Raw genomic sequence first — 25503 nt, forward strand, 5'->3', positions numbered from 1 at the left:
CTAGTTCGAGACCTCTGTTACCCCGAAGCCGGGGGCAGGTTCAATCTCGGGACGCAGGCCAAGAAGCGGCGCGGCGCGGCGGATGATCTCTGTCGCGACGGGCACGGCCGTCCAGCCAGCGGTGCGGCGCGGGCGCGGGCCAGAGGTTTCCTCGGGTTCGTCCAGCGTCACAATGAGCACATATTTTGGATCATGGGCGGGGAAAACGCTGGCGAAAGTGGCGATCACCTTGTCCTTGTAGTACCCGCCACCGGGCCTGGGCTTGTCGGCCGTGCCCGTCTTTCCCCCGACGGCATAGCCGGGAACCTCGCCGAAACTGGCGGTGCCCCGTGTCACCACCTCCCGCAGCATGGAGCGGATCCTGGCCGACGTCCCGGCAGACACAATCCGCTCTCCCGGTTGGGCGGGGGGGGCCGCCAGCAAGGTCGGCCGCACCCGCGTGCCGCCATTGACAACGGAAGCATACGCTGCCGCCAGGTGCAGCGGGCTGGCGGAAAGGCCGTGGCCATAGGAAATGGTCATGGTCGAAATCTCTGACCAGTTGGCCGGGTAAAGCGGCTGCGCCCCCGGCGCTTCGACCATCTCGACCGGCGTCGGATCCAGAAAACCCAGTTGTTTCAGAAACGCCTTCTGACGCGCCGCCCCGATCTGCAGCGCAACCCTGGCCGTCCCGATGTTGGAGCTTTTCACAATGACGTCGGTCATCGACAGTTCACGCCCGTAATCGTGGAAATCACGAATCTTGTAGCGTCCCCAAACCAGCGGCCCCTTGGTTTCGATCATCGTCGAGGGCGCAACCAGCCCCAAATCCAGCGCCTGCGCGGCGGCGAAAATCTTGAAGGTGGAGCCAAGCTCATACACCCCCTGGACCGCCCGGTTGAAAAGCGGGCTGTCGCCGGCATCTCCTGTGGTCAACGGCGCCGGGCGGTCATTGGGATCGAAGGCCGGCAAAGACACCATCGAAAGGACTTCACCACTTTTCGCATCCATCAGAACCGCCGCCGCACCCTTGGCGTTCATGAGCGTCATCCCCCCCGCGAGAACCTGCTCCACCGTGGCCTGCACGGTCAGATCCAGCGACAGGCGCAACGGGGCGGCGCCATTGCCCGGATCGCGCAGGAAATCGTCGAAGGCCCGCTCCACCCCGGCCACGCCGATCACTTCGGCAGCATGCACGCTCTCGCGCCCGAAGCTGTATCCCCCCAGCACATGCGCCGCCAGCTTGCCGTTGGGATAAAAACGCATCTCACGCGGACCGAAAAGAAGCCCCGGCTCCCCGATGTCGTGGACACGCTGCATCTGTTCCGGGCTGATGCGCTTTTTCAACCAGATGAAGGTACGGTCACCGGTGAACAGCGCCTGGAGTTTCTCCGCCTCGAGATCGGGAAAGATTCGCGCCAGTTCCTGCGCAGCCCGCAGCTTGTCGACCATCAGGCGGGGCTGAGCGTAAAGCGAATGCGTCGCGAGGTTGGTGGCAAGCACCCGGCCCTTGCGGTCCACGATATCGGCCCGCTGCGCCACGATCTGCGCGCCCGGCGCGGCGGCGCGGGGTTCGCTCGGCTCAGATGTCGCCAGAGCCCCCATCCGCAACCCGACAAGCGCGAACGCACTGAAAAAGAACACCCCCAGGACCAAAAGACGGCCCTCTGCCCGCTGACGCGCACGATCCCGTTGCTGTTCCTGACGCAGGCGCTGGTTTTCCCGTTCGATGGCTGCGGGGCTTTCCCCCCGGTCACGGGCTGCCAGGATACGGGCAAGCGGGCGCAACGGGGTCCGGATCATTGCAGCTCCTCCGCTTTGGGGTCGTGTTGCGGGAACTCCGGATCCGGGTAGGCGACCTGTTCGATCTGACCGAACTGCTCAGGCCTCAAGGGCAGCAACCCGAGCCGTTCGAACCCAAGCGAGGTCAGATCGCGCAACCGGTCCGGGCGGTTGAGATACGCCCATTCGGCGTTCAGCCGCGCCAGCGTTTCGTGCATCGCGCCGATCTCACCCTGCAACCGGCTGGCCTCCACCAGTGCCTGCTGGGTGCGGTAGTTTTCGCGATATGCCCAGATCGCAAGCGCCACGACCGCAAGCGCGGACAGGATATATAGCACACTTTTCATCAACCGCCCCTTTCCACCAGTTCAGGCAGACCAAGCGCCCGGAGGTCGGGATGCCCGGCCGGGGCGCCGGTACGTCGGGCGATACGCAGCTTCGCCGAGCGCGCGCGCGGGTTGGCCCCCATCTCGGCATCATCGGGTCCGACCGCCCGCCGGGTCAGCACCTGAAACCGGGAGGGCTCCGCCTCGATCTCCGGAGCGTGGCGATTGCCTGCCGCCGCCCGCCCCGACCGATGCTGAAGGAACCGCTTCACGATACGGTCTTCAAGGGAATGAAACGTCACCACCGCGAGGCGCCCGCCGGGCTTCAGCGCGGCCTCGGCGGCGATCAGCCCGGAGACGAGCTGCCCAAGCTCGTCATTCACGGCGATACGCAACGCCTGAAAACTGCGGGTCGCGGGGTGGCTTTGCCCCGGTTTCGGGTGCGGCAGGCAGCCGCCGATGATATCGGCCAGTTGCGCGGTGCTGACGATCGGAGCGCCGCGCCGCGCCTTGGCGATGGCCCGTGCGATCCGGCGCGAGGCGCGCTCTTCCCCATACTGGAACAGAATATCGGCCAGGACGCTCTCCTCGGCCGTGTTGACCAGGTCCGCCGCCGAAGGCCCCGCCCCGCCCATGCGCATGTCCAGCGGCCCATCCCGCGTGAAGGAAAAGCCCCGCTCTGCCTGGTCAAGTTGCATCGAAGACACCCCAAGGTCCAGGACAACCCCGTCAAGTAGGGCCGGCGCATGGCTGTCAATATCCGAGAAGGTGCCCTCAACCAGCATCAGCCGGTCGCCATACACCCCGGCCCACCCCTGCGCCAGGGCGAAAACACTGGGGTCGCGGTCCACGCCGATGACCTTGTCTGCCCCGGCATCCAGGAGACCGCGCGCATACCCTCCGGCACCGAAAGTCCCGTCCAGCCAAAGGCCCGAAACCGGCGAGACGGCCTCCAGCAGCGGGCGCAGCAGCACCGGGATGTGCGGCGCATGGCTGTCCGACCCGGCCATCGTTCACCCCTCTTCCCGTGGCGGGGCGTATTTTTCCGCCAGCGAAAAGATGTTGAAATCCGGTCCCTGCGCAGCACGCCAGGCATCGAACGGGGCACTTTGCTCAGCTTCGAAGGTCTCGTAATTCCAGATCTTGAACGTATCCGACGTGGCGAAGAAATAAGCCTCATCCATCAGGCCAATCTTGTCACGCAGGCGCTGCGGCAGGATCAGACGTCCGTCGGCATCTATCTCGGTCGGATGGGAAAGACCGTGAAAGTAATGCTCCATCATCCGCCGGTCCACGGACCCGCGCGGCATGCGGGCAATCATGTCGTCGATTTCGTCGACGGCCCGCATCGTGAAACATTCAAGGTATTTCTGTAGCTTGTCCCCGTACACGATGACAAGGCGCGGGCGCAAACCCTTCTGCCAGTCCGGATCGCCCTGCTCCAGGACGCGGCGGAAAGAGGCTGGCACGGAAACCCGGCCTTTTGAATCCAGCTTTTGCTGAAAATCGCCTCTGAACATATGCGCCACGGTCCTGACGCTCCTCTGCCTGCCCCCGAAGGAAAACGGCGGATCGGGCTGCTGCATTTGCCCGATCCGCCGCCCTCGCCCCATTTCTGGGTGCCCGGCTACGCGCGCCATCTGGGGGGATGTCTGCTCGCCCGCGCGCCGGATCTTGTCGTCGATGAAAGCGGGGCCTGTATGAAGCCTGCCAGTGCCTGATCGGGGTCTTTGCGCCCCTGTTGAACCCGTCTCATCCGATAGGAAAGTTGTGCCATGGGGAGACATGGAAATCAATGGAATTTTATGGCACCCAGTGGAATTTACTGTTTCCGTGAAATGGCGATTCCCGAAACGCCCGTTTCGAGTCGCGCTAACGGCACCACTTTTAGGTGATGCCGCCAGAAAACCTTCAATATGTGGGGGAAAACAATCTAAGCGTGTAATTTGGCCGGGGGTTCGGAAAAATCGCCCCTACCCCCTCCGGCCACATTTCCCCGACCCACGAAGTGATTCGTTCTGCCCGGAACGGCCCCGTTCCATGAAATCCCGCTCAGGCCACACCGCCACGTACCATCCCTTCGGCAAGGCGGGCATAAGCCTCCGCCAACGGGCCGTCGCCGGCGGCGACAGGCGCACCGGCATCCCCGCCCTGCCGCACCTCCAGGGCCAGCGGCAGTTCCCCCAGAAACGGCACACCGATTTTTGCGGCCTCCGCACGCACGCCGCCATGGCCGAAGATATGCGCCTCATGCCCGCAATTGGGGCAGATATAGCCGGACATGTTCTCGATCAGGCCCAGAACCGGGGTCTTGAGCTTGTTGAACATGTCGATCGCCTTGCGAGCGTCCAGCAGCGCCACATCCTGCGGCGTGGACACAACCAGCGCCCCCGTCAGGTTCGTGCGCTGACAAAGCGTCAACTGCACGTCCCCCGTACCGGGAGGCAGGTCGACGATCAGCACATCGAGTTCCCCCCAATGCACCTGCCCCAGCATCTGCTGAAGCGCCCCCATCAGCATCGGCCCGCGCCAGACGACCGCCTGCCCATCCTCCAGCATCAGGCCGATGGACATCAACGTCACGCCATGTGCCTGCGGCGGCAGGATGGTCTTGCCACCGGGTGTGGCACCGGGGCGTCCGCTGACCCCCATCATGCGCGGAACCGACGGCCCGTGGATATCGGCATCGAGAAGCCCCACGCGCCGCCCCTGCCGTGCAAGTGCCACTGCAAGATTGGTCGCGACGGTGGATTTGCCCACCCCGCCCTTGCCGGATGCAACGGCGACAATCCGCTCCACCCCGGTCAGCGGAATCTCCTCCGGCGTCGGATGCCGGCCGATCCTGATTCCGGGCGCGGGCCTTGACGCTGCGGGCGCGGTCAGCACAACAGACACCGTCCCGACCCCCTCCAGCGCGGCAAGCGCCGCCTGGGCGCGGGCACGCACATCTTCCAGCGCCTCCGCCTGGGTCGCGTCTGCCGCCTCGATGACGAAGCGAACGGTCGTCCCCTCAACCGTCAGGGCACGTACCATGTCCCGATCGATGAGGGTCCCGCCGCCGGGTATCTCCAGGCGGGACAATACGGAAAGAACCTCGTTACGGGTTACGGGCATCGGCACCTCCATCTCTGGGCCTAACTTGGCGCCTGAGCGGGCAAGAGCAAGCGAAAAGAGCCATAACGCAAAACCGGGATTCTCGGGAAAGGGGTTAAATTAACTTATGCGTTTTCTGCATGGCAGAAATCCGAAAACACCCATTGTGCAGATGCAGCATAGTATTATCTTGGAAGCATCAACGGAAACGGGGCTTCACTCCCGTCTCGGCGACACCACAGGACGCAACGCAAATGGCACAAGCAAACCTTGTACAATCCGGTGAAATCCGGCCCCTCCAGAGGTTGGAAGCCTTTGTCGCATTGCGGCTGGAAGCCCTTGTAAAGTACGCCCGCTACCGGCAGACGCTGCGCGAATTGAACGGTCTGACCAATGCTGAACTGGCGGATATCGGGCTGAGCAGGCCGACACTTCGTCGCGCCGCCCTTGAAGCTGTCTATGGCAGCAAAGAAATAAACGGTTAAGGAAGCCCCTCCTCCTCCCTGGGTTTCCTTATTCTCGCGGCGACATCTCCTCCTCCCTGATGTCGCCGCCCTTTATTCGGGGCAAAAGGCCCCAACGGAATGCAGCGGGTGCCCTCCTCCTCCCTGGCCCCCCTGCTGACAAGACGGCGGCGCCCCTCCTCCCTGGCGTCGCCGTTTCTTGTTTCCGCCTGCCTCAGAACGGGACATCCCCGGCACGGTCGGCGGCGGTCACGAACCGCGCCACGACCTTTTTTGCCCCGGCCTTGTCGAATTCCACATCCAGCTTGTCGCCCTCCAGCCCCATAACGGTGCCGTAGCCGAATTTCTGGTGGAACACCCGGTCCCCGGCGGTGAACCCGACGGGCTGCGCCTCGATCACCATCGCACGGGGGGCGGGCTGGCCGGCACGGGCCTGCATCCGGCGCCAACCGGGAGAATTATATACATCCGCCCGCGCCGCGCGCTGTTCGACCCCCGGCGCAGAAGCGCCATACCCCCCGCCGTAAAGGCCGGGAGGGGTCAACACCTCGACATGATCCTCTGGCAACTCGTCTATGAAACGCGACGGCAGCGCCGACTGCCACTGGCCGTAGACCCGGCGGTTGGCGGTAAAGGAAATCGTGCAGATTTCCTCTGCCCGCGTGATCCCGACATAGGCAAGGCGGCGTTCTTCCTCCAGCCCCTTCAGGCCGTTCTCATCCATCGCGCGCTGAGAGGGAAACAACCCGTCTTCCCATCCCGGCAGGAACACGACGGCAAATTCCAGCCCCTTGGCCGCATGGAGCGTCATGATCGATATCTTCGGCTCTTCCGCGTCGCTCTCATTGTCCATGATAAGCGCGACATGCTCCAGAAACCCCTGAAGATTCTCGAATTCCTCCAGCGCCTTGACAAGCTCCTTGAGGTTTTCCAGCCGTCCCTGCGCATCGGGAGATTTGTCGGCCTGCCACATGGCCGTATAACCGGAATCGTCAAGAATGATCTCCGCCAGTTCGACATGGCTTTGCGTGGGATTCAGCACCTCCGCATGCCAGCGATCAAGGGCCTCCAGCAAAACCCGTAACTGCGCCGCGCCCTTACCGGTCAAGCCGCCCCCCTGTAGCACCCGCCGGGCCGCTTCGACCAGCGGGGTTCCAAGATCGCGCGCCGCCGTCTGGATTTTCTGCTGTGCCTTGTCGCCAAGACCCCGCTTGGGGGTGTTCACGATACGTTCGAAGGCCAGATCGTCCGCCGGGCTGACCGCGAGGCGGAAATAGGCCATCGCATCCCGAATCTCCAGCCGCTCGTAAAAACGCGGTCCGCCGATTACCCGATAAGGCAGACCGATGGTCAGGAAACGATCTTCAAAGGCGCGCATCTGGTGGCTGGCCCGCACCAGGATCGCCATCGCGTCCAGCGAAAAGGGGCGCAGGCTGCGCGTTCCCCGTTGCAGGGCCTCGGCCTCCTCTCCGATCCAGCGGGCTTCCTCTTCTCCATCCCAATGGCCGATCAGGCGAACCTTTTCGCCTTCCTCCGCGTCCGTCCACAGCGTCTTGCCCAACCGTCCCGTATTGGCGGCAATGACACCGCTGGCCACCGACAGGATGTGGGGGGAGGAGCGGTAGTTCTGCTCCAGCCGGATCACCTGCGCACCGGGAAAATCCTTTTCGAAGCGCAGGATGTTGCCCACCTCGGCCCCGCGCCAGCCGTAGATCGACTGATCATCGTCGCCCACGCAACAGATGTTGTGATGCCCCCCGGCCAGCAGCCGCAGCCACAGATACTGCGCCACATTGGTATCCTGGTATTCATCCACGAGAATATAGCGGAACCAGCGCCGGTATTGTTCCAGCACATCCGGATGGGTCTGCAAGATCGTGACCACATGCAACAGCAGATCCCCGAAATCGGCCGCGTTAAGGGCTTTCAACCGCTCCTGATACGCCGCGTAAAGCGCCACGCCACGCCCGTCAAAGGCAGAGGCCTCTGCCACCGGCACCGCGCCCGGCCCCCAGGCCCGGTTTTTCCAGCGATCGATGAGCCCGGCCAGCTGGCGCGCGGGCCAGCGTTTTTCATCCAGGCCGGACGCCACGACCAACTGTTTCAGCAGACGAACCTGGTCGTCCGTGTCCAGAATTGTGAAATTCGGCTTCAACCCCGCCAGCTCCGCATGGCGCCGCAACAGCTTGACGCAAATCGCGTGAAAGGTTCCCAGCCAGGGCATCCCCTCGACCGCGTGGCCCATCAGGGCCCCCACCCGCGTTTTCATCTCTCGTGCGGCTTTGTTGGTAAAGGTCACGGCCAGGATTTCATTAGGCCGGGCACGGCCGGTATTGAGCAGATGCGCAATGCGGGTCGTCAGCGCCTTGGTCTTGCCGGTCCCCGCCCCGGCCAGCATCAGAACCGGACCCTCCAGGGTTTCCACCGCCTGCCGCTGGGCGGAATTCAGGGTGTCAAGATAGGGCGCAGGCCGCGCGGCCATGGCACGGGCGGATAGCGGGCGGGCGGCGGCCTCGAAGGCGTCATCTTCATCAAATCCGGTCATGCCCGCAGATTAGCGCGCGCCGCATCCGAGTTAAAGAAGTGTTCGGGCAATGTTCCCGCCCGCAGGTAAAAGGATGCACGCACCCGGCCCCCTGTCGGGACACACGGGGTCCCACGACGGAAGGGAAATTTCCTTTCCCTCCGGGGGGCCGCGGCGAACGAATTGCCAAGCGGAACTTTGCAGGTGCAGAAATTCCTGCTGGTTTGCTATGTTTTTATGGCACGGCGCTTTACGGCACGACAAAACAGGCGCTAGCACATGAAAACCATCGCAACTGCCAAGCTGGAGGGGCACACCGTGGCCGAGTTCAAAAAGATCCTCATCGCGAACCGGGGCGAGATCGCCATCCGCGTCATGCGTGCCGCCAACGAGTTGGGCAAACGCACCGTCGCCGTCTACGCGGAAGAGGACAAGCTGGGGCTGCACCGCTTCAAGGCCGACGAAGCCTACAGGGTCGGTGAGGGGCTGGGCCCGGTCCAGGCCTACCTGTCGATCGACGAAATCATCCGCGTGGCGAAAATGTCGGGGGCGGATGCGATCCACCCCGGCTATGGGTTGCTGTCGGAAAACCCGGACTTCGTGGAAGCCTGTACGGCCAACGGGCTTGCCTTCATCGGTCCCAGGGCGGACACGATGCGCGCCCTGGGCGACAAGGCCAGCGCCCGCAAAGTCGCCATCAAGGCCGGTGTGCCCGTGATCCCCGCGACCGAGGTTCTGGGCGACGACATGGATGCCATCCGCAAGGAAGCGACGCAGATCGGCTATCCGCTGATGCTGAAGGCCAGCTGGGGCGGAGGCGGGCGCGGCATGCGGCCGATTCACTCCGAAGAGGAGCTGGAGGAAAAGATCCGCGAAGGCCGCCGCGAGGCCGAAGCCGCCTTTGGCAACGGTGAGGGCTACCTCGAAAAGATGATCACTCGCGCGCGTCACGTCGAGGTACAGGTTCTCGGCGACAACCGGGGCAGCATCTACCATTTGTGGGAGCGGGACTGCTCCGTCCAGCGGCGCAACCAGAAGGTCGTGGAACGCGCGCCGGCCCCCTACCTTTCCCCGGCCCAGCGTGAGCATCTGTGCCATCTCGGCAAGAAGATCGCCGAGGAAGTGAACTATGAATGTGCCGGCACGATCGAATTCCTGATGGATATGGAGACGGGAGAGTTCTACTTCATCGAAGTGAACCCTCGCGTGCAGGTGGAACACACCGTCACCGAGGAAGTCACCGGCATCGATATTGTCCGTGCACAGATCCTGATCTCGGAGGGGAAATCGCTGGTCGAGGCCACGGGCACCGCCTCCCAGTTTGATGTGATGCTGCGTGGCCATGCCCTGCAATGCCGGATCACCACCGAAGACCCCCAGAACAACTTCATCCCCGATTACGGCCGCATCACCGCCTATCGCGGTGCTACCGGCATGGGTATCCGGCTGGACGGCGGCACCGCCTATTCCGGCGCGGTCATCACCCGCTACTACGACAGCCTGCTTGAAAAGGTCACCGCCTGGGCCCCCACACCCGAGGCAGCCATCGCCCGGATGGACCGTGCCTTGCGTGAATTCCGCATCCGCGGCGTATCGACCAACATCGCCTTCGTCGAGAACCTGCTCAAGCATCCGACATTTCTGAACAACGAATACCACACCAAATTCATCGACCAGACCCCGGAGCTGTTCCAATTCAAGAAGCGTCGGGATCGGGCGACCAAGATTCTGACCTATATCGCCGACATCACCGTAAACGGGCACCCCGAGACCGAGGGCCGCGCCCGCCCGCCCGCCGAAGCCAGAGACCCGCGCCCGCCGAAAGCCCGCGGCAAGGAAATTCCATCCGGCACGCGCCAGATCCTTGACGAAAAAGGGGCAGAAGGGCTTGCCGCGTGGATGACCGGGCAAAAGAACCTGCTGCTGACCGACACAACCATGCGCGACGGGCACCAGTCTCTGCTGGCCACGCGGATGCGCTCGATCGACATGATCCGTGTTGCGCCCGCCTATGCCCGCAACCTGCCGCAACTTTTCAGCGTCGAGTGCTGGGGCGGCGCCACCTTTGACGTCGCCTACCGCTTCTTGCAGGAATGCCCATGGCAGCGCCTGCGCGACCTGCGCGAAGCCATGCCCAACCTGATGACCCAGATGCTGCTGCGCGGCTCCAACGGCGTGGGTTACACCAACTACCCCGACAATGTGGTCAAAGGCTTCGTGGCGCAGGCCGCCGAGACCGGCGTGGATGTCTTTCGCGTGTTCGACAGTCTCAACTGGGTGGAGAACATGCGCGTGGCGATGGATGCGGTGATCGAATCCGGCAAGGTCTGCGAAGGCACCATCTGCTATACCGGCGATATTCTCGACCCCGACCGCGCGAAATACGACCTGACCTACTACGTCACCATGGGCAAGGCCCTTCGGGACGCAGGCGCCCATATTCTCGGCTTGAAGGACATGGCCGGGCTGCTCAAACCCTCGGCCGCCAGCGTTCTGGTCACGGCGCTGAAGGACGAAGTCGGTCTGCCAATTCACTTCCACACCCATGATACCTCCGGCATCGCCGGGGCGACCATCCTGGCCGCCAGCGCCGCCGGTGTGGACGCCGTGGATGCCGCGATGGATGCATTTTCGGGCGGCACCTCGCAGCCCTGCCTCGGCTCCATCGTCGAGGCCCTGCGCAACACCGATCGCGATACCGGGCTGGATATTTCCGCCGTTCGCGAGATTTCCAACTACTGGGAACAGGTCCGCGGCGAATACGTGGCCTTCGAATCCGGCCTTCAGGCCCCCGCCTCCGAGGTTTACCTGCATGAGATGCCCGGCGGCCAGTTCACCAACCTCAAGGCACAGGCGCGCGCGCTCGGCCTGGAGGAGCGCTGGCCAGAGGTCGCCCGTGCCTATGCGGACGTGAACCAGATGTTTGGAGACATCGTGAAGGTCACGCCTTCGTCGAAAGTCGTGGGGGACATGGCCCTGATGATGGTCAGCCAGGGGCTTACCCGTGCCGAGGTCGAAGACCCCGAGCGTGAGGTCGCCTTTCCCGACTCTGTCGTGGACATGATGCGCGGCAACCTTGGCCAGCCGCCGGAGGGCTTCCCCAGCGGGCTGGTCAAGAAGGTGCTGAAAGATGAAACGCCTTCGACCGAACGGCCGGGCAAGCACCTGCCCCCCGTGGACATGGAGAAAACCCGCGCGGAACTGGCCCGGAAGTTCCCCGACCTTGCGCTCGATAACGAAGATCTGAACGGCTACCTGATGTACCCAAGGGTCTTTTCCGACTACACCGAGCGCCACCAGCTATACGGCCCCGTGCGCACCTTGCCCACACGCACCTTTTTCTACGGGCTGGCGCCGGGGGACGAAATCACAGCCGAGATCGACCCCGGCAAGACGCTGGAGATACGCCTTCAGGCTGTGGGCGACACCAACGAGGACGGCGAGGCCAAGGTATTCTTCGAACTCAACGGGCAGCCCCGCGTAATCCGCGTGGCAAACCGCAAGGCCAAGGCCAGCGTCGCCAAGCGCCTGAAGATGGAACTGGGCAACCCAAGGCATGTGGGGGCGCCGATGCCGGGGGCGGTATCCTCCGTGGCGGTGATGGCTGGCCAGAAGGTCAAGGAAGGCGATCTGCTGTTGACCATCGAGGCCATGAAGATGGAAACCGGCCTGCACGCGGAACACGACGCCACCGTCAAGACGGTACATGTCAGCGCGGGCGCCCAGATCGACGCAAAAGATCTTTTGATCGAGTTCGAATAACGTCGCTGGATAGCCGGGACCTTCCGGCACACAGCCTTTCCCACGGCGCAGGTCCTGCCTGCGCCGTTCCTGGTGATGGAGAACAAACATGCCACATGCGACCCCCGTTTACGCCGGACTTCTGACACTGCTTTACCTGTATCTCAGCGTTCGCGTCGTACAGCGACGTGCCAGCGGCAAGATCTTCAACGGCGACGGCGGGGACGCTGAAATGGCCCGGCGCATGCGCGTGCACGCCAATTTCAACGAGTATGTGCCCCTCGGGCTGGTTCTGCTGTTACTGGCTGAAATGCAGCGGGCGCCGCTTTGGCTCGTACATCTTTTGGGCCTGATGCTTCTTGCCGGGCGCGTGCTGCATGCGTGGGGAATGTCACGCCCGAAACAGGCCCCTGTCGGACGCGGTGGCGGCACGGTCCTGACCTGGGGCATGATGGGGCTCAGCGCGCTGGTGGTGCTGGCGCATGTCTTGTTTCAGGAGATGCCATATGGTTGACCTTTTATCGGACCCGGCGGTGTGGGCCTCTTTCCTGACGCTCACGGTTCTGGAAATCATTCTGGGCGTGGACAACGTCATCTTCCTGTCCATCGCCTCTGCCCGTCTGCCCGAGGCCCAGCGCCGCCGGGCACGGCTGATCGGGTTAAGCGGCGCACTGATCCTGCGCATCGCCTTGTTGTTTTCCATCACATGGATCATCGGCCTGTCGGCCCCCTTCGCAAGGATTGCCGGTTTTGATCTTTCCTGGCGCGACGTAATTCTCCTGGCTGGCGGATTGTTCCTGATCTGGAAATCCAGCACCGAGATATTCAACGAAGTCGAAGGCGACACGGAGGAAGGGCAAAACACCCCCGGGACCACCTTCATGGCGGTGATCGTCCAGATCATGGTGCTGGATCTTGTGTTCTCGCTGGACAGCGTCATCACCGCCGTCGGCATCGCAGATCACCTGGAGGTGATGATCGCCGCCGTGGTCCTCGCCATCGGAGTGATGATGGTCGCCGCGGAACCGATCGCCGCTTTCGTGGAAGCACACCCGTCCACGAAGATGCTGGCACTGGCCTTCCTGGTGATGGTCGGCATGGCCCTGATGGCCGATGGCCTGCATTTCCACGTGGAACGTGGCTTCATCTATGCGGCAATGGTTTTTGCCGGCGCGGTCGAGGCGCTGAACCTCCTGCGCGCCCGAAAACGCCGTGCCTGACCCCATGGCCGGACCTCTGGCCCGGCCATTTTTTCATTCAGTATCAATCTTCTAGAGACTTCGGATTATGGGAAAAATTTTTCGGGAAAACACGCTTTTCCTCTTGCGCCCCCCGGCGGGAGTTTATAAATCATGCTTCACCAAACGGGGCGGGCGTAGCTCAGGGGTAGAGCATTACCTTGCCAAGGTAAGGGTCGTGAGTTCGAATCTCATCGCCCGCTCCAATTTGGTTTAATCCATTGATCTCAAAGCAAGTCACTGATAGATAGAGACTTTTGCACCACAAACCTGCTACACAAACAGGATGCAGCAGGACGTGTTCGATAGCCTTCACTATGTCACCAAACGGCACAACAAGTACGGTATTCGCGTGCGGGTGCACGAGGATTTGCGCCCTGTTGTTGGCAAGCGCGAGATCGCTAAAAGCCTACGCACGAGTGATCCCGTGGCGCCCAAGCGGATTTACCATGAGGTTTTGGCCTCGGTTCTGGTCGCTCAATCCGCAGCCTCCCGCCGGAGGAGGCACCCGCCGTCGCCTGCCGCCAGAACCACCCCCCCCACAGCAGTAACCGCGCGCAAACCGCTCTCGACCCCGGTTGGTTCCGAAATCCAGCGGTTCCCGTCATGGGACATGGCCGCGCCGGAACTCCCAACTGCGAAAGCGGCATCTTCCGTACCTGCGACCGCAAGCAGATCGTGCCGCGCCCTGGCCGCAGAAATGCGCCAGCGTGTTCCATCGAAATGGCCTAATGTTCCCGCAAGGCCAACAACGAAAATGTCATTGAGGCCACGCCCCCAGACACCGAACAGAAACCGTTCGGTCCCAGCGTTGAACGCCTTCCAGTCCGTGCCGTTCCACCGCAACACAAGACCGAAATCCCCCACCGCCAGAAGATGCCTGTCATCCGGCCCCCACAGACCGTAGAGCGCATTTTTCGTCCCCGAAACCGCCCGCCGCCAGCCAGCAGAATCCCGGTGAAGGATGAGCCCTTCGTCCCCGGCAGCAAAAACCGTTCCCGCGTCATCCGACCACAACGCAAGCAGCGTCGTATTTGGCATCAGATCAAATTCACACCGCCAGGATCGGCCGTCAAAATGGTACACCTTGCCCTGTTCCCCCGCGGCCAGAAGCCCGCCCTCCGGCGCGCGCGCCAGCGCACGCAGCCCAACCGGGCCGACCTTGGGCAGGGGCACCCACTTGTCCCGATCCTCGACCAGAACGGTGCCGGATTCGCCACAGGCATAGGCTGTGCCGCTTTTCGGGTCCCGCCACACCCCCCACAATGTGTGCTCGGTTCCGCTGTCAAGTCTCCGCCAAGAGCTGGTCTTTTCCAGGCCGCAGATTGCCGGAGCCTCCTTCGGGGGAGGGCCGTTCGAAAGGATCGTCCCGAAATCTCCCACGGCCAGTACACCTCCCCCAGGCGCAGGAACCAACCCGTGCAGGTCGTGGGAGGTTCCGCTCTCTACCGGGGCCGGACCTTCTTCGGTCAGGCGCCGAATCATACCCCGGTCACCGGCGACAAGCACACCGTCCTCATCCTCCATTACTGCCAGATCCCGCAACCGGGGAAGGGAGGCATCCGGGAAAAGCCTCTCGAACCGATCTTCCTCCAGCAGTACGAGATCCCCGCGAAATCCGTTCTCCGCCGCGAAGTAACGCCCGCCCGCCAGTAGAACCGTCCCCGGCGCGATCTCCAGCGCGGCCGTGAAGCCAGTCGAGACAGAGCAGGCAAGCGAATTCCAATCGCCCTCAAGCGATCGGAGCAACACTATTCCCCCGTGCCCCGCGGCCAGGACCCGCCCATCGGACAAGCAAAGAACCGCGCGCAGATGGGCGCGAGTCCCCGAGTTTTCAGCCTCCCACAACACGCCGGACCAGCGCAGGATCATACCGTCATCCCCAACCGTGAAGGCGGTGCCGCCCGTCTGCCCATCAATTGCGAACAGCGGCGTATTCTCTGGATGGGCTGCATATTTGCCCGCCCCATCGACCCGGCAACCGCGTACCCGGTGCCAGGCCCGGCCATCGTAGCGCAGGATCGCTCCCATCCAGCCCACCGCCCAAAGCTCGTTGCGGTTATTGCCCCAAAGAGCATGAAGCGGCACGGGGACGGGCACGTTCATCCGCGCCCAGACGGTACCGTCGAAGTGGAACACCGTGCCTTTGTCTCCCACGAGGAACGTCCCGGTTTTATCCGCCCATCCGCCCCAGAAAACGCCGTCGACAGTGGGCGTCTCTCCCCCAACCGGGTGCCAGGCATGGGATAGTGAGTTCCCGGCAAAGCGGCCCCGAAAAAGAGCCCGGCGGCTGACGGCGACGGTGGTCATCTGTCTGCTCTGGCCAATCTGGAAAGGCGCGCGGCTTCGTCAACAAGCAATGCGGCGGCCTCTCCGGCTATGTCCACGGGCAACCCGTCCACAAGGGCTCGCATCCCCAGGCCGGACATCTCTGCGGCGAGCCCCTCCTGAAAAGCGGCACGCGCGGCTTCCACCGCCGCCCTGATCAAAGGCCGGAAGGCGTGTGCTGCTGCGCCGTCCGGCTGCGCGGCAACCACCGGGACCCCGGTGTCGGAGCCAAGCGCCAGTTCGGGAACCAGCGGAATCCTCGCCAGCCGGGCGATTCCAAGTGCCTCCAGCGCGTCCCCAAATCCCGCGTCGGGGAACAGATGAAATTCGCCGCCACACTGGGGGCAGGTAACACCTGCCATGTTCTCCACCGCACCGAGTATCGGCAGCCCCCGTTCCTGGCAAAAGCGCGCGGCTTTCAGGCTGTCCATCTGCGCCACCGCCTGAGGCGTAGACACCAGAACCGCCGAAGCATTGTATCCTTCCAGCAGGTCGCACAGGGTGATCAGTTCGTTGCCGGTACCGGGAGGCATGTCGACCACCATCGTGTCCAGCGGTCCCCAGTCGAAACTGCCGATTAGGTGATGCAGAAAGTCATGTTTGTAAGCGTCGCGCCAGACAATCGGCACGCTGTCCTCCGCCAAAAGGAACGCCAAAGACCCCACCCGGAGGGGAAACGCCCCCCCTGCACCACCGAAAACCCCCGGCGTCAGGCCCGACGGAGCCGGGCGGGAACGCGTTTCAAGCAGACCGAAGAAACGACTTTGATTCGGCCCGTGAATATCGGCATCCGCCAGGCCCACGCGCTGCCCCTGTGCCGCAAGCCCCACCGCAAGATTGGCCGCGACGGTGCTTTTGCCTACACCTCCCTTGTTGGAAAGAACGAGCAGCACCTGCCCGATTTTCTCCAGCCGCGCAGAGATCAACGCCTTGTTGTGCCGGGACTTGTCCCGATGGCAGGTTTGTTCTTGGGGGCAGAATTGACAGGCGTGCCCAAGACCGCATTCGGCGTTCACGGGATCGCTCCCGGCTCAACAAGAACCCACCCCTCGGAAACGCTCTTGAGCCCGTCCCGCTGAGCCTCGCTGCCCTGCCAGAGTGCAAAAGCGATCGGCACCACGGCACGGTTGAGCGCAACCTCATACTCGTCGCGCACCGCCAGCGGGCGCGACATTACCACCGTCCACTCGTTTGGGTCGCCGGGGTTATCAGTGTAAAGCCCATCTCCGGAAACCGTCTGTATCGGCAACCGGGTCAGGCTGCCATAGCCGCCAGCGGCAAGGTTCTGGATCTGGTGGCCATCGGCACTCCAATACCAGATATTGACCGGCTGATCCGGCCCGGTCCCCATAAGGTAGGAGGTGGTGTCGTCGCCCAGCGAAAACTGCACCGCCGCGCCATCACGAAACCTGTCGCGCCCGGTTTGGCGGTCAGCCGTGTCGTCACGCCAGCGCAGCCGCACGTAGAACCGCTCTGACGTATGGGCAAACGTGACGTACAAATCCTGATCAGGGGTATCGTAGTTCACCCGCAATTCAACCGACCTGTGGACGGCCGGTGCCGGAACCATCCGCACGCGGTATTCGGGCAGGCGCTCCCATATGATGTCGTCAGGATCGTTGACCGATCGCAGATAGACCCCCTCGGGGATCTTCGCTGCGGCAACGATATCCCCGGCCTCCAGACGCAGCACGTTGGCTTCCACCACCGTTTCGGCGGGAGCCGCCCATGGAGCGATGAAAGCAACCAGGAAAGCGAGTGTGCTTGGAAGATGTTGCATGGGATGTCTCCTTATCCCCAGAGGGTCTGCGGCACGGAACAGGCCGGCGCAGCGGCAATTTCGGGATCGCGATACGGGCCCGTTCGCGCCTCAAGAGCTTTAATCTGGCCATCGGCCAACCGGGCGAGGTCCTGCACAAGCTGAGCCAGTGTCGGGTCGGGCATACCGGGTGCGCACGCGCCCAGGCAAGCCGAGATCTCTGTCAGGCTGGGCGCAAGAAACCGGGACAGGAAGTCCCGTTGCGCGCGTTGAAACGAACCGCAATCGCGCCCCCGCTCCTGCGCGCGCGCCTCCAGGTGGCAAAGGACCGCCATAAACTCCAGCATCGCGCTCAGGTGATCGGGTTCATCGGTCCGGCCCTCGTCACCGGTGGCAGCTCGCAGGCCGAAATGACCATAGAACCTGGCCACGTTCAGCATGAACACTGGCCGGGACAACCCCGCCAGCAGCGCCAGGTGATCGCCAGCGAGGAGTGACGCGAAGGGTTTACCTCCGCGCCCATGCAGGAAGGCGGCAATATAGCCGGCCTCGAACACCTGAAAGTCATCCGTGGGCGCAGGCGCAGGCCAGGGCTGGCCGGTGGTTTCGGCCCAGGCGGCCCCAAAGGCGGCATTGAACGTACCCGCACCCAGCGCAGAATGAAACTCCTTAGAAGGATGAGCAAAGGCCAGAGCTGAAAGACGCCATAGCGTTTCTCGGGCGCGGGGCGGGCCACAGCGGGTGGAGGGCGCAACGGGATACATCAGCTGAGCTTAAACATATCTGCGTGACGGTAACCGATGAGTGTATCCATCAACTCGCTGTCACCGCCGTCTGCCTTTTTCTGACGCTCTGCCGCCAGCGTTTTGAGTGCTACGGCAACGCCATCGCCGAACAGGCTTTCCAGATAGCCTTGGGGAATCCGCTCTTCGTTGGTGGGGACGCTGTTCTCGTCGTATTTGGGGGGCGCCAGCGGCGGAACATAGAAAACGTTCGGCTCCGTTCCCCATTCGGCATGGAGCGGCAACGCAACCTTCCAACGGTCTACCAGCGTATGTATCGGCCCTTCCTCGTCATCGCGGTAACCCACCCAGCGGATACGGCCCGCACATTGTCGCGCACAGGCGTTTGCAAGACCTTTTTCGATGCGCGGATAGCAAAAAATGCATTTCTCGGACTTGGAAATTTCCTCATTGAAATACACCTTCTTGTAGGGGCACGCGGTCACACAGTAGCGGTACCCGCGGCAGCGTTCCTGATCAATCAGAACGATCCCGTCTTCCTGGCGCTTGTAGATCGCATTGCGCGAACAAGCCGCAAGGCAGGCCGGATTGGTGCAATGGTTACAGATGCGAGGCAGGTAGAAGTAATAGCTGTTGGGATAGTCGCCCTCCCCCTGGTCCTCATCCCAGTTCGCACCCCATGTCGGCTTGACGTTTGGGCGCAGCCACGGGTCGGTCCCCGTCATCAGGGCCTCTTCGTAGTTATAATCCCACGGGATACCGTAATCTTCGGCCGAGGGCGTAATACCAAGCTTGAGCGCCCCTTCAGCATCGAACCCCCCGCCCATCTGGGCGTAATTACGCGGGTACCCGGTACCGGGCATCGTTTCGACGTTGTTCCAGTACATGTATTCCCGCCCGTTCCGGTTGGTCCACTGGAGCTTGCAGGCTGAGGTGCAAGTGTGACAGCCGATACACTTGTTGAGGTCCATCACCATGCAAAGCTGACGTTTGACGGCCATATTCTATCTCCCTTGGTTCCCGGGACGGCGACAAACTCACCGAATGGACTCCTTATACGGGTTCCACGTCCACGCCGCTCTCATGCGCCAGTTGGTTTGCGTTCCATTTAAAAAGCTTGAAGCCCAGATGCCCCCAGCCACCCGCAAGCTCGAGCGGCTGAATCAGTGTCGCCATGGCGTTGTTCATCGGTTTCCACTGGTCGTACTGGTGCGGTTCCCAGCCATGCTCCATCATGATCGAGGTCTCGGGCAGACTGGGGTAGAATTTGGCCTGGGCAAAGAACTCGCCCGCACCGTTGAAGATTCGCACCTTGGATCCATCGGCGATGCCCTTGCGCGCCGCCAGCCTGGGGTTGATGTAGATGTTGGGCTCACCCCTTTGCAGGCGCATCATGAACTTGTTTGACCGCCAGTTGGAATGAATGCCCCAGCGCGTGTGTGGCGAGTAAAACGAAAGCGGATAGGACGAGGCCTCGGGCCCAGCATTCAGGCGTGCGGTGGGAACCGTAGCGCCAAGCCGCACGAAGGTCGGGTGATCACAAAAGAAAGTTATGCGCCCCGTCAGCGTATCGTACGGCTTCTTGCCCTCAGTCTGGGCAACGAAAGGATTATAGGGTTCGTCGGGGGGGAGCGGCTGGTTGGCGCCGGCTTCGGCGGTCATCACGAAAAAGCCGCGCTCCGCCCCTTCCTCGAGACTGACTCCTCCAATCTCCGGACTGTTGTCGACAAGCCACTTCGTCGCGTCGTAGTCGGTCATAAGCATCCCACCCATGGTGTAGTCGTCATGGATGGTATGAAAATCCCGGGTTACAGCGCCGTCCTCGTAACTGGTGATGCTGCGGGCGATGGCGCGCTCCTGAATCTTCTGCGTCAACAGCACCATGATATCCCAGTCGGGCCTGGCCTCGCCGATCGGATCGACCGGCTTGGAAAAGACATTCATGAAACGATGATACCCGACGGTGCGCAAATCCCACGCTTCGTAATGGCTGGCGGCAGGCAGCAAGTAGTCGGCCCATTGCGCGGTACTGTCCATGCGTACATTGATATCAACAAAGAGTTCTGAAACTTCCTCCAGAATTCGCGCGCGGTACTTGTCGGCGAACTTGTTGCGCCGGAACTTGTTGTCGGCAATAGAGATCAGGCCCTTCATCTCTCCGTGATAAGGCATCCAGCCCTGACCGACGCTTTCATCGATCATCTCCTGAAGCTCGTCGAGATCGAAGCCCACGCGTTCCTTCAGCTTGGCCGGATCGTAATGCGCACGCGCGTGGTCGATCATGTGGCCGCGGACGAATTCCCCCATGCCGCCCGGCTCCAGTCGCGGAAGCTTGCGAAACCCGAACAGGGCCAATTCCAGCCATTTCGGATGGTTCCAATCAATCCAGGATGTATCGATGCCCCCCGCCTTGCCGCCGTGACCGGTAAGACCCAGCATCAGCGCCTGCGCCCAGCCTGTGTAGATTCCGTTGGAATAGCGCCCGATATTGAACCCGTGCATCAGAATCGCCTTGCGGGCTCTGGCGAAGGCCCGGGCCTCTTGCCGGACAGTTTCAGGAGCCACGCCGGTAACGTCGGCAGTGTCCTCGGGGCTGTACCTGGCCGCTTCGGTCTTGACCTTTTCGAATACGGTTGTCACCGGGAGGCCCCCGACCTCGAACGTGCCCTCCAGCGCCGGGTCCACGCCGGCGAGCGCGATGGTCTTCTCATCGGAGCCCATCGAGCCCTTGATCGGCACCGCCGCTCCCGAAACGAGATCCCAGTGGTAAAACACCTGATCCGACCCGCCATCGACGATGTCAGCCTCACGCAAAAGCCTGCCGGTATCGGCGCGCACCAGCACCGGCAGGTCGGTTTGTTCCTTCATAAAACCGGGTTTATAGAGTTCTTCCGCGATAATGACGTTCACGAAAGACATCGCGAGAAACGGGTCGGTACCGGGTTTGACCGAAATCCACAGATCCGCGTGGATCGAGGATGGATTATAGTCCGGCGCAACCGAGACGACTCGGGCACCGTTCCACTTGGCCTCCCAGATGTAATGGGCATCGGGAATGCGCGTCGCGTTCGGATTGAACAGCGACATCATGATGTAATCGGCATCAAACCACGCATCCGAGGTAAAGCTTTCCAGCGGGTTGCCATAGGCCAGGTGCGCGCCAGTGTTCAGGTCGCCAACATCGGTGAAGATATCGAGTTGCACCCCCCCTACCAGCGACGCAAACCTGTAAGGCGCGGCAAAACGGACCATCGACAGATTGCCCGAGCCAGTATGGGTCATCAGCTTTCCGGGACCGTACGTTTCGTAGATGTCGATGATCTTGTCGGCGATCTCGGTTGTGATCTCTTCCCAGGACATACGCTGCCACTTGCCTTCGCCGCGTTCGCCCACCCGCTTGAGCGGGTAGCGCAAGCGGTCGCCTTCATACATCGCCGCGGAATGGATGGACCCTTTCTGGCATCCGCGCGGGTTGGGGTCTGGCACATCCGGGGCGATCTGCGGATAAGCCGCCAGTTGTTCTTCGCGCAGGACAATACCGTCCTTGACATAGACGTTGAAGGCGCAGTTCCCCACGCAGTTGATACAATGGGCCGACTTGCCGATCTTGTCCCAGGTAAACTCGCGGCGATAGAGGTCCTCCCAGTCACGGTAGGGATATTCCTCACCCAGCGTATCTTCCAGCGGCTCCAGCCGGTTCAGGGCCCAGGCGCGGTTGGCGGCGATAACCCCCGCCCCCGTCAGCGAACTGGTTCTCAGGAAATCCCGACGCTTCATGCGCAACATGGTTGTCCTCCCTCGTGACGTACCACGCATTTTGGGGCGGCGCGGACAAAAGAAGGATAGCGACCGGAACCCGGTCAAAGGCTGCAAACTTGTTAAAAAGTGTAAACGGGTTGTAAACAGCTCGGGCTGCCGCTTTGCAAATTCATTATTCCTGTTTCAATATCCCAAGCGAGCGGAACCGTGGGAGGCGGCACAGGCCGGGAACGTATGTCAGCCAGTATCAAAGCCAGCCCATCCGGAGCCTCGGCCAAGATACCCGCCTTGACGGCGTATCTGGAACAGGTCACCGATCAGCTGTTGCACCAGTCCATCCTGTTTGCCAAGCGCAATGCCTATGCGCCCTTCACAACGACCATCCGCGCCGCATGGCTGGAGGCGATTCTCAGCCTTAACGAGGCGATTCTCGGTTATCTCGGCCATGATCGTCCAAACACGTCGGGACCTCTTGCAACTGTCGACTACGCGCGGGATCCAAGACTGGCCCGAATGCGCCAGATTGCACGACAGCACCGCTCTCAGGGAGTTTCGCTCCAACTCTACCTCGGCCTGTTCAAGCATTTTCGACGGGTCTATCTGGACGCGTTGTCCAAAAGCGCCACGATCGGAACCGACGCCCTCCTCCAGCAAGTGCGCGACTTTTTCGATGAAAGCGAACTCAGCATCGTTGCGGACTGGACAACCACCGGGGATAACCAGAGACTACGCGAGTTACAGGACCGGACCCGTCGCCTAATCCTTGAGAAAGACCGCTACTTCGCCATCTTCGAAAGCCTGCGCAACCCGGCGCTCCTGCTCGACCGGCACCGCGCCATCGTTCACGGCAATCACGCCGCGGTGGAATTGTTCGTGGATGGAACCGAGGTCGGCGATAGCATATACTTGCGTTCACGCAAAACCCTACGCAGCCGGATGACCGCACGACTCGGCGATGCGCTGAAGCTCGACGAGGGGGCAGAGAAAACTCTCTGGATCGACACGCTTGCCGGGCGGCGCTGTTTCGACCTGCGCCTGCGGGTTCTGCACGACGCGGTTGAAAACATACCGCTTGGCTACCTGCTGCAGCTTTACGACGTTACCGCCCACCGCCACGCCACTGAAACCGCACAACGGGCCGAGCGCCAGATGTCACGCTTTCTCGCCACGATGAGCCACGAGATCCGCACCCCGCTCCACAGCGTGCTTGGTGCTGCGGAACTCCTGCGCCGGGGTGACCGTAACGGACAAGAAAGCTACCTCGACGTGATCCAGAGCGCGGGCCAGTCCCTATTGCAAACACTCAACAACGTGCTGGATTATTCTAAGCTCGAAAGCGGCCTGCCCGAACCACGCCCCGCCGATACCGACCTGCTGGCCGCGCTGGAGACATTGTGCGCCATCGCCTCAGTCGGACCGGACGCGGCGCGTTCTTCCGTGTCCCTGGAAATCGCACGAGATGTCCCCACCCACGTCCGAATAGATTGGGCCATGGTGCGACAAGTGCTGACCAACCTCGTCACGAACGCGCTGCGCCACGATCAGGGCGGCGGGGTCAAATTGCGGGTCGCAAGAACGCAGGAAAGATTGCGGTTCGAAGTCGCCGATCATGGACCCGGCCTGCCGGAATGCGAGGCACGGGCGCTTTTTCTACCGTTCAGCGAAACGAGCCCGCGCCATACGGCCGAAGGAGGCGCAGGGCTGGGGCTGGCGATCTCGCGCGAGTTGGTCCGGGCAATGGGCGGGCAGATCGGGTTCAGCAATACCGGGATCGGGGCGGTGGTCTGGTTCGACGTGCCCTGCACTCCCGTTCTGAACGATCGCGACGACAGCACACCCCCCCAAACCGCCCCGCATGGCCGCCGTGGGTGGCGATGTCTTCTGATCGATGACGACAGGATCGGGGCGATCATTTCCTCCCACCACCTCCAACGGATCGGTTTCGAAACTGACCATGCCGGAAGCCTTGCCGAAGCGCGCAAGGCGTTAGAAACCTCACACTACGACGCGTTTGTGATCGATTACCTTCTGCCTGACGGCAAAGGCCCGGATTTCGTCCGCGACCTGCGCAGCGGCAACGCCGGTGCCTGTGCGAGGGTGGTCGGATTGACGGCGAATGTAGAAGCGCTGCGCGCCTCCGCCGATCTTGGAGAGGACTTCGACGTGATCCTTGCCAAGCCCGCTGACGGGGCGACGCTGGCACAGGCGCTGCTTCCCTTCGCGGCAAAACCGGTCCGCAACTCTCCCCCCGGCAGATCCAATCTCGATGGGCTTTCCGGGGAAACCATATCCGCCATGGCAAAGGCGTTCATTACCCAGTGGGAAAGTTTTCGCATCCGGTTGCGGCAGGACACTCATCGCAAAGAGCTTGGAGATATCGCACATCGTCTGGCCGGAAGCAGCGCGCAACTGGGACTGCACGACTTGGAACATCTCCTGAACGAATTGGAGCGCCGCTGCGAGACAGACCCCTCGGATATTGCTGATGTCGTCAACCGGCTGGACTACCCGGTCACGGATTGGCTTCAGTGGCACGAGGCAAACTTTGGGTGCGACCCGTAATGGTGGTGCGTCCCCCTTCCAACAACCTTGTCCTTGGCGTCGAGGATGACGAAGTCGTGCAGATCATGCTGGCCGAAGTCGTACGACTGGCAGGTGGCTGCTACAAAGCGGCGTGCAGCGCACAAGAAGCAGAGCGCCTTCTGGCGGAGAAAGACTTCGCGCTGGTTCTGCTGGACCGCCGCCTGCCCGACAGCGATGGCCTGTTACTGATCGAGGCCATCCGTCGGCTTGGGGATTGCCCGGTGATCGTTCTCTCGGAGCTCGACGGCTCCCATGACCGCTTGCTTGGCCTGGGGCTTGGCGCGACGGAGTATGTTTCCAAACCCTTCAACCCCGCAGAACTGAGCAGCCGAATTCGGTTTTTTCTCAATCGCCCGGAAAAGGATGCCCAGGACCTTGGCAAACCGATCTCGGCCGGGCGTCTTTGCTTGTTTCCGCTTTCGCGGCGGCTTTCCGTCGACGGCAGGGAAAGCTTCCTTCCCCCCGCCGAAGCACGCCTGTTTCAAGCGCTGCTGAGCCATCCCGGGGAAGCCCTTGACCGGGACCGACTGACACAGGCGGCCTGCGGTCGCGACTGGAGTCCGGGCGACCGCACGGTGGACGTTCTGATCGCGCGCTTGCGCAAACGGCTGCCGAAAACCGTCGCGCGCATCGTCACGGTTCACCGGCTTGGCTATCTGCTGGACCTTGCAAACTGACGTATACACCCTGCGAGTGTGAATCGGCATGCAAAATTGACCCACTTTGGTGGGTTATGAGCGAGTAGAATTGACCCACCTGTTTTCGTTAGCCGTTCAGTCCCGGCATCTGGTGGATCGGATCGACGATGAATCTGTCCGGCTCTGAAGTCCAGACTTTGCAGACATATTCGTATGGCGTGAGGCCGCTGAGCGTCTTCAGCCTACGAGCGAAGTTGCAGGCAGCCATGAAGTCCGCGAGATGGGTGCGGAGCTGATCATGGCTGTCGTAGTGGAAGCGTTTGACGGTGGCCTCCTTGATCGTGCGGTTCATCCGCTCGACTTGGCCATTGGTCCAGGGATGGTTGGGTTTGGTGAGCCGATGCTCGATCCCATTGGCTTCGCAAATCATGTCGAAGCGCATCTGCCGTGAGTAGGCGGCATTCCGGTTCCTGGGCTGTTCGGCAAATTGGATGCCGTTATCGGTCAGGATCGTGTGGATGCGGTAGGGGACGGCCTCGAGCAGAT

Annotated in this window: 20 protein-coding genes, 1 tRNA gene and 1 pseudogene; 9 read left to right on the forward strand and 13 right to left on the reverse strand. The window is 62.1% G+C overall.

What is annotated here, in order from left to right:
• Genes C8N32_RS12405 through mraZ form a run of 4 tightly spaced genes read right to left on the reverse strand, consistent with a single transcriptional unit; the run spans nucleotide 1 to nucleotide 3673 of the window.
• Nucleotides 1-1782 carry a peptidoglycan D,D-transpeptidase FtsI family protein gene (locus tag C8N32_RS12405; RefSeq protein WP_107893309.1) on the reverse strand — a complete coding sequence of 594 codons (1782 nt, stop codon included), beginning with the start codon at nucleotides 1780-1782 and terminating at the stop codon, nucleotides 1-3.
• Nucleotides 1779-2108 (reverse strand): cell division protein FtsL, encoded by a 330-nt coding sequence (gene ftsL, locus C8N32_RS12410; RefSeq protein WP_107893310.1) that lies wholly within the window; start codon nucleotides 2106-2108, stop codon nucleotides 1779-1781. Before ftsL ends, C8N32_RS12405 begins: the two co-directional genes overlap by 4 nt.
• Nucleotides 2108-3097, reverse strand: a complete 990-nt coding sequence (gene rsmH, locus C8N32_RS12415; RefSeq protein WP_107893311.1) for a 16S rRNA (cytosine(1402)-N(4))-methyltransferase RsmH — start codon at nucleotides 3095-3097, stop codon at nucleotides 2108-2110. The genes ftsL and rsmH overlap by 1 nt, the downstream gene beginning before the upstream one ends.
• Nucleotides 3098-3100: 3 nt before the next feature.
• The gene (gene mraZ / locus C8N32_RS12420; RefSeq protein WP_425319743.1) at nucleotides 3101-3673 is read right to left on the reverse strand and encodes a division/cell wall cluster transcriptional repressor MraZ; all 573 of its coding nucleotides are present in this window, start codon (nucleotides 3671-3673) and stop codon (nucleotides 3101-3103) included.
• Here mraZ and C8N32_RS12425 point away from each other — a divergent pair.
• On the forward strand, nucleotides 3608-3808 hold the full coding sequence (locus C8N32_RS12425; RefSeq protein WP_107893313.1) for a hypothetical protein: 201 nt from the start codon (nucleotides 3608-3610) through the stop codon (nucleotides 3806-3808). The two genes, mraZ and C8N32_RS12425, sit on opposite strands and share 66 nt — an antisense overlap.
• Before the next feature lie 331 nt (nucleotides 3809-4139).
• Here the strand turns inward: C8N32_RS12425 and C8N32_RS12430 are convergent, their stop codons facing one another.
• On the reverse strand, nucleotides 4140-5201 hold the full coding sequence (locus C8N32_RS12430) for an Mrp/NBP35 family ATP-binding protein (protein WP_107893325.1): 1062 nt from the start codon (nucleotides 5199-5201) through the stop codon (nucleotides 4140-4142).
• 233 nt (nucleotides 5202-5434) lie between these two features.
• Here C8N32_RS12430 and C8N32_RS12435 point away from each other — a divergent pair, with 233 nt between their 5' ends.
• Nucleotides 5435-5665, forward strand: a complete 231-nt coding sequence (locus C8N32_RS12435; RefSeq protein ID WP_107893314.1) for a DUF1127 domain-containing protein — start codon at nucleotides 5435-5437, stop codon at nucleotides 5663-5665.
• A 193-nt stretch (nucleotides 5666-5858) separates the two neighbouring features.
• Here C8N32_RS12435 and C8N32_RS12440 read toward each other — a convergent pair whose 3' ends face one another.
• Nucleotides 5859-8189, reverse strand: a complete 2331-nt coding sequence (locus tag C8N32_RS12440) for an ATP-dependent helicase (RefSeq protein ID WP_107893315.1) — start codon at nucleotides 8187-8189, stop codon at nucleotides 5859-5861.
• Between the two features lie 297 nt (nucleotides 8190-8486).
• Between C8N32_RS12440 and C8N32_RS12445 the strand changes: the two genes are divergently transcribed.
• The 5 genes and pseudogenes from C8N32_RS12445 to C8N32_RS15565 form a co-directional block, all read left to right on the forward strand.
• Nucleotides 8487-11930, forward strand: a complete 3444-nt coding sequence (locus C8N32_RS12445; RefSeq protein WP_107893326.1) for a pyruvate carboxylase — start codon at nucleotides 8487-8489, stop codon at nucleotides 11928-11930.
• Between the two features lie 88 nt (nucleotides 11931-12018).
• Entirely contained in the window at nucleotides 12019-12423 is a 405-nt protein-coding gene (locus C8N32_RS12450) for an MAPEG family protein (RefSeq protein WP_107893316.1), read from the forward strand.
• The gene (locus C8N32_RS12455) at nucleotides 12416-13129 is read left to right on the forward strand and encodes a TerC family protein (RefSeq protein WP_107893317.1); all 714 of its coding nucleotides are present in this window, start codon (nucleotides 12416-12418) and stop codon (nucleotides 13127-13129) included. The genes C8N32_RS12450 and C8N32_RS12455 overlap by 8 nt, the downstream gene beginning before the upstream one ends.
• 149 nt (nucleotides 13130-13278) lie before the next feature.
• Nucleotides 13279-13353: transfer RNA gene (locus tag C8N32_RS12460), tRNA-Gly, on the forward strand.
• An 80-nt stretch (nucleotides 13354-13433) separates the two neighbouring features.
• Nucleotides 13434-13595, forward strand: a pseudogene (locus C8N32_RS15565) (DUF6538 domain-containing protein); the annotation flags it as partial.
• Between the two features lie 29 nt (nucleotides 13596-13624).
• On the opposite strand, the gene C8N32_RS12465 reads toward C8N32_RS15565, so the two are convergent.
• The 6 genes from C8N32_RS12465 to C8N32_RS12490 form a co-directional block, all read right to left on the reverse strand.
• Nucleotides 13625-15457, reverse strand: coding sequence for a WD40/YVTN/BNR-like repeat-containing protein (locus C8N32_RS12465; protein WP_207186930.1), 1833 nt, complete (start codon nucleotides 15455-15457; stop codon nucleotides 13625-13627).
• Entirely contained in the window at nucleotides 15454-16368 is a 915-nt protein-coding gene (locus tag C8N32_RS12470; protein WP_244905922.1) for a P-loop NTPase, read from the reverse strand. The genes C8N32_RS12465 and C8N32_RS12470 overlap by 4 nt, the downstream gene beginning before the upstream one ends.
• Nucleotides 16369-16487: 119 nt before the next feature.
• Nucleotides 16488-17255: an ethylbenzene dehydrogenase-related protein gene (locus C8N32_RS12475; RefSeq protein ID WP_107893319.1), complete on the reverse strand. Its 768-nt coding sequence runs from the start codon at nucleotides 17253-17255 to the stop codon at nucleotides 16488-16490.
• A gap of 11 nt (nucleotides 17256-17266) precedes the next feature.
• Complete coding sequence (locus tag C8N32_RS12480) at nucleotides 17267-17998, reverse strand: molecular chaperone TorD family protein (protein WP_107893320.1); 732 nt, start codon at nucleotides 17996-17998, stop codon at nucleotides 17267-17269.
• Nucleotides 17998-18978 carry a chlorate reductase subunit beta gene (clrB, locus tag C8N32_RS12485; protein WP_107893321.1) on the reverse strand — a complete coding sequence of 327 codons (981 nt, stop codon included), beginning with the start codon at nucleotides 18976-18978 and terminating at the stop codon, nucleotides 17998-18000. Before clrB ends, C8N32_RS12480 begins: the two co-directional genes overlap by 1 nt.
• A gap of 52 nt (nucleotides 18979-19030) precedes the next feature.
• Complete coding sequence (locus tag C8N32_RS12490) at nucleotides 19031-21763, reverse strand: molybdopterin-dependent oxidoreductase (RefSeq protein ID WP_107893322.1); 2733 nt, start codon at nucleotides 21761-21763, stop codon at nucleotides 19031-19033.
• Between the two features lie 261 nt (nucleotides 21764-22024).
• Between C8N32_RS12490 and C8N32_RS12495 the strand changes: the two genes are divergently transcribed.
• Complete coding sequence (locus C8N32_RS12495; RefSeq protein WP_170106802.1) at nucleotides 22025-24298, forward strand: hybrid sensor histidine kinase/response regulator; 2274 nt, start codon at nucleotides 22025-22027, stop codon at nucleotides 24296-24298.
• Entirely contained in the window at nucleotides 24298-24996 is a 699-nt protein-coding gene (locus C8N32_RS12500) for a response regulator transcription factor (protein WP_107893324.1), read from the forward strand. The genes C8N32_RS12495 and C8N32_RS12500 overlap by 1 nt, the downstream gene beginning before the upstream one ends.
• Nucleotides 24997-25084: 88 nt before the next feature.
• On the opposite strand, the gene C8N32_RS12505 is transcribed toward C8N32_RS12500, so the two are convergent.
• A partial coding sequence (locus C8N32_RS12505; protein WP_146159713.1) for an integrase core domain-containing protein occupies nucleotides 25085-25503 on the reverse strand: 419 nt, incomplete at its 5' end.

The sequence above is a fragment of the Rhodovulum imhoffii genome (genome assembly GCF_003046545.1).
Classification (GTDB): Bacteria; Pseudomonadota; Alphaproteobacteria; order Rhodobacterales; family Rhodobacteraceae; genus Rhodovulum; species Rhodovulum imhoffii.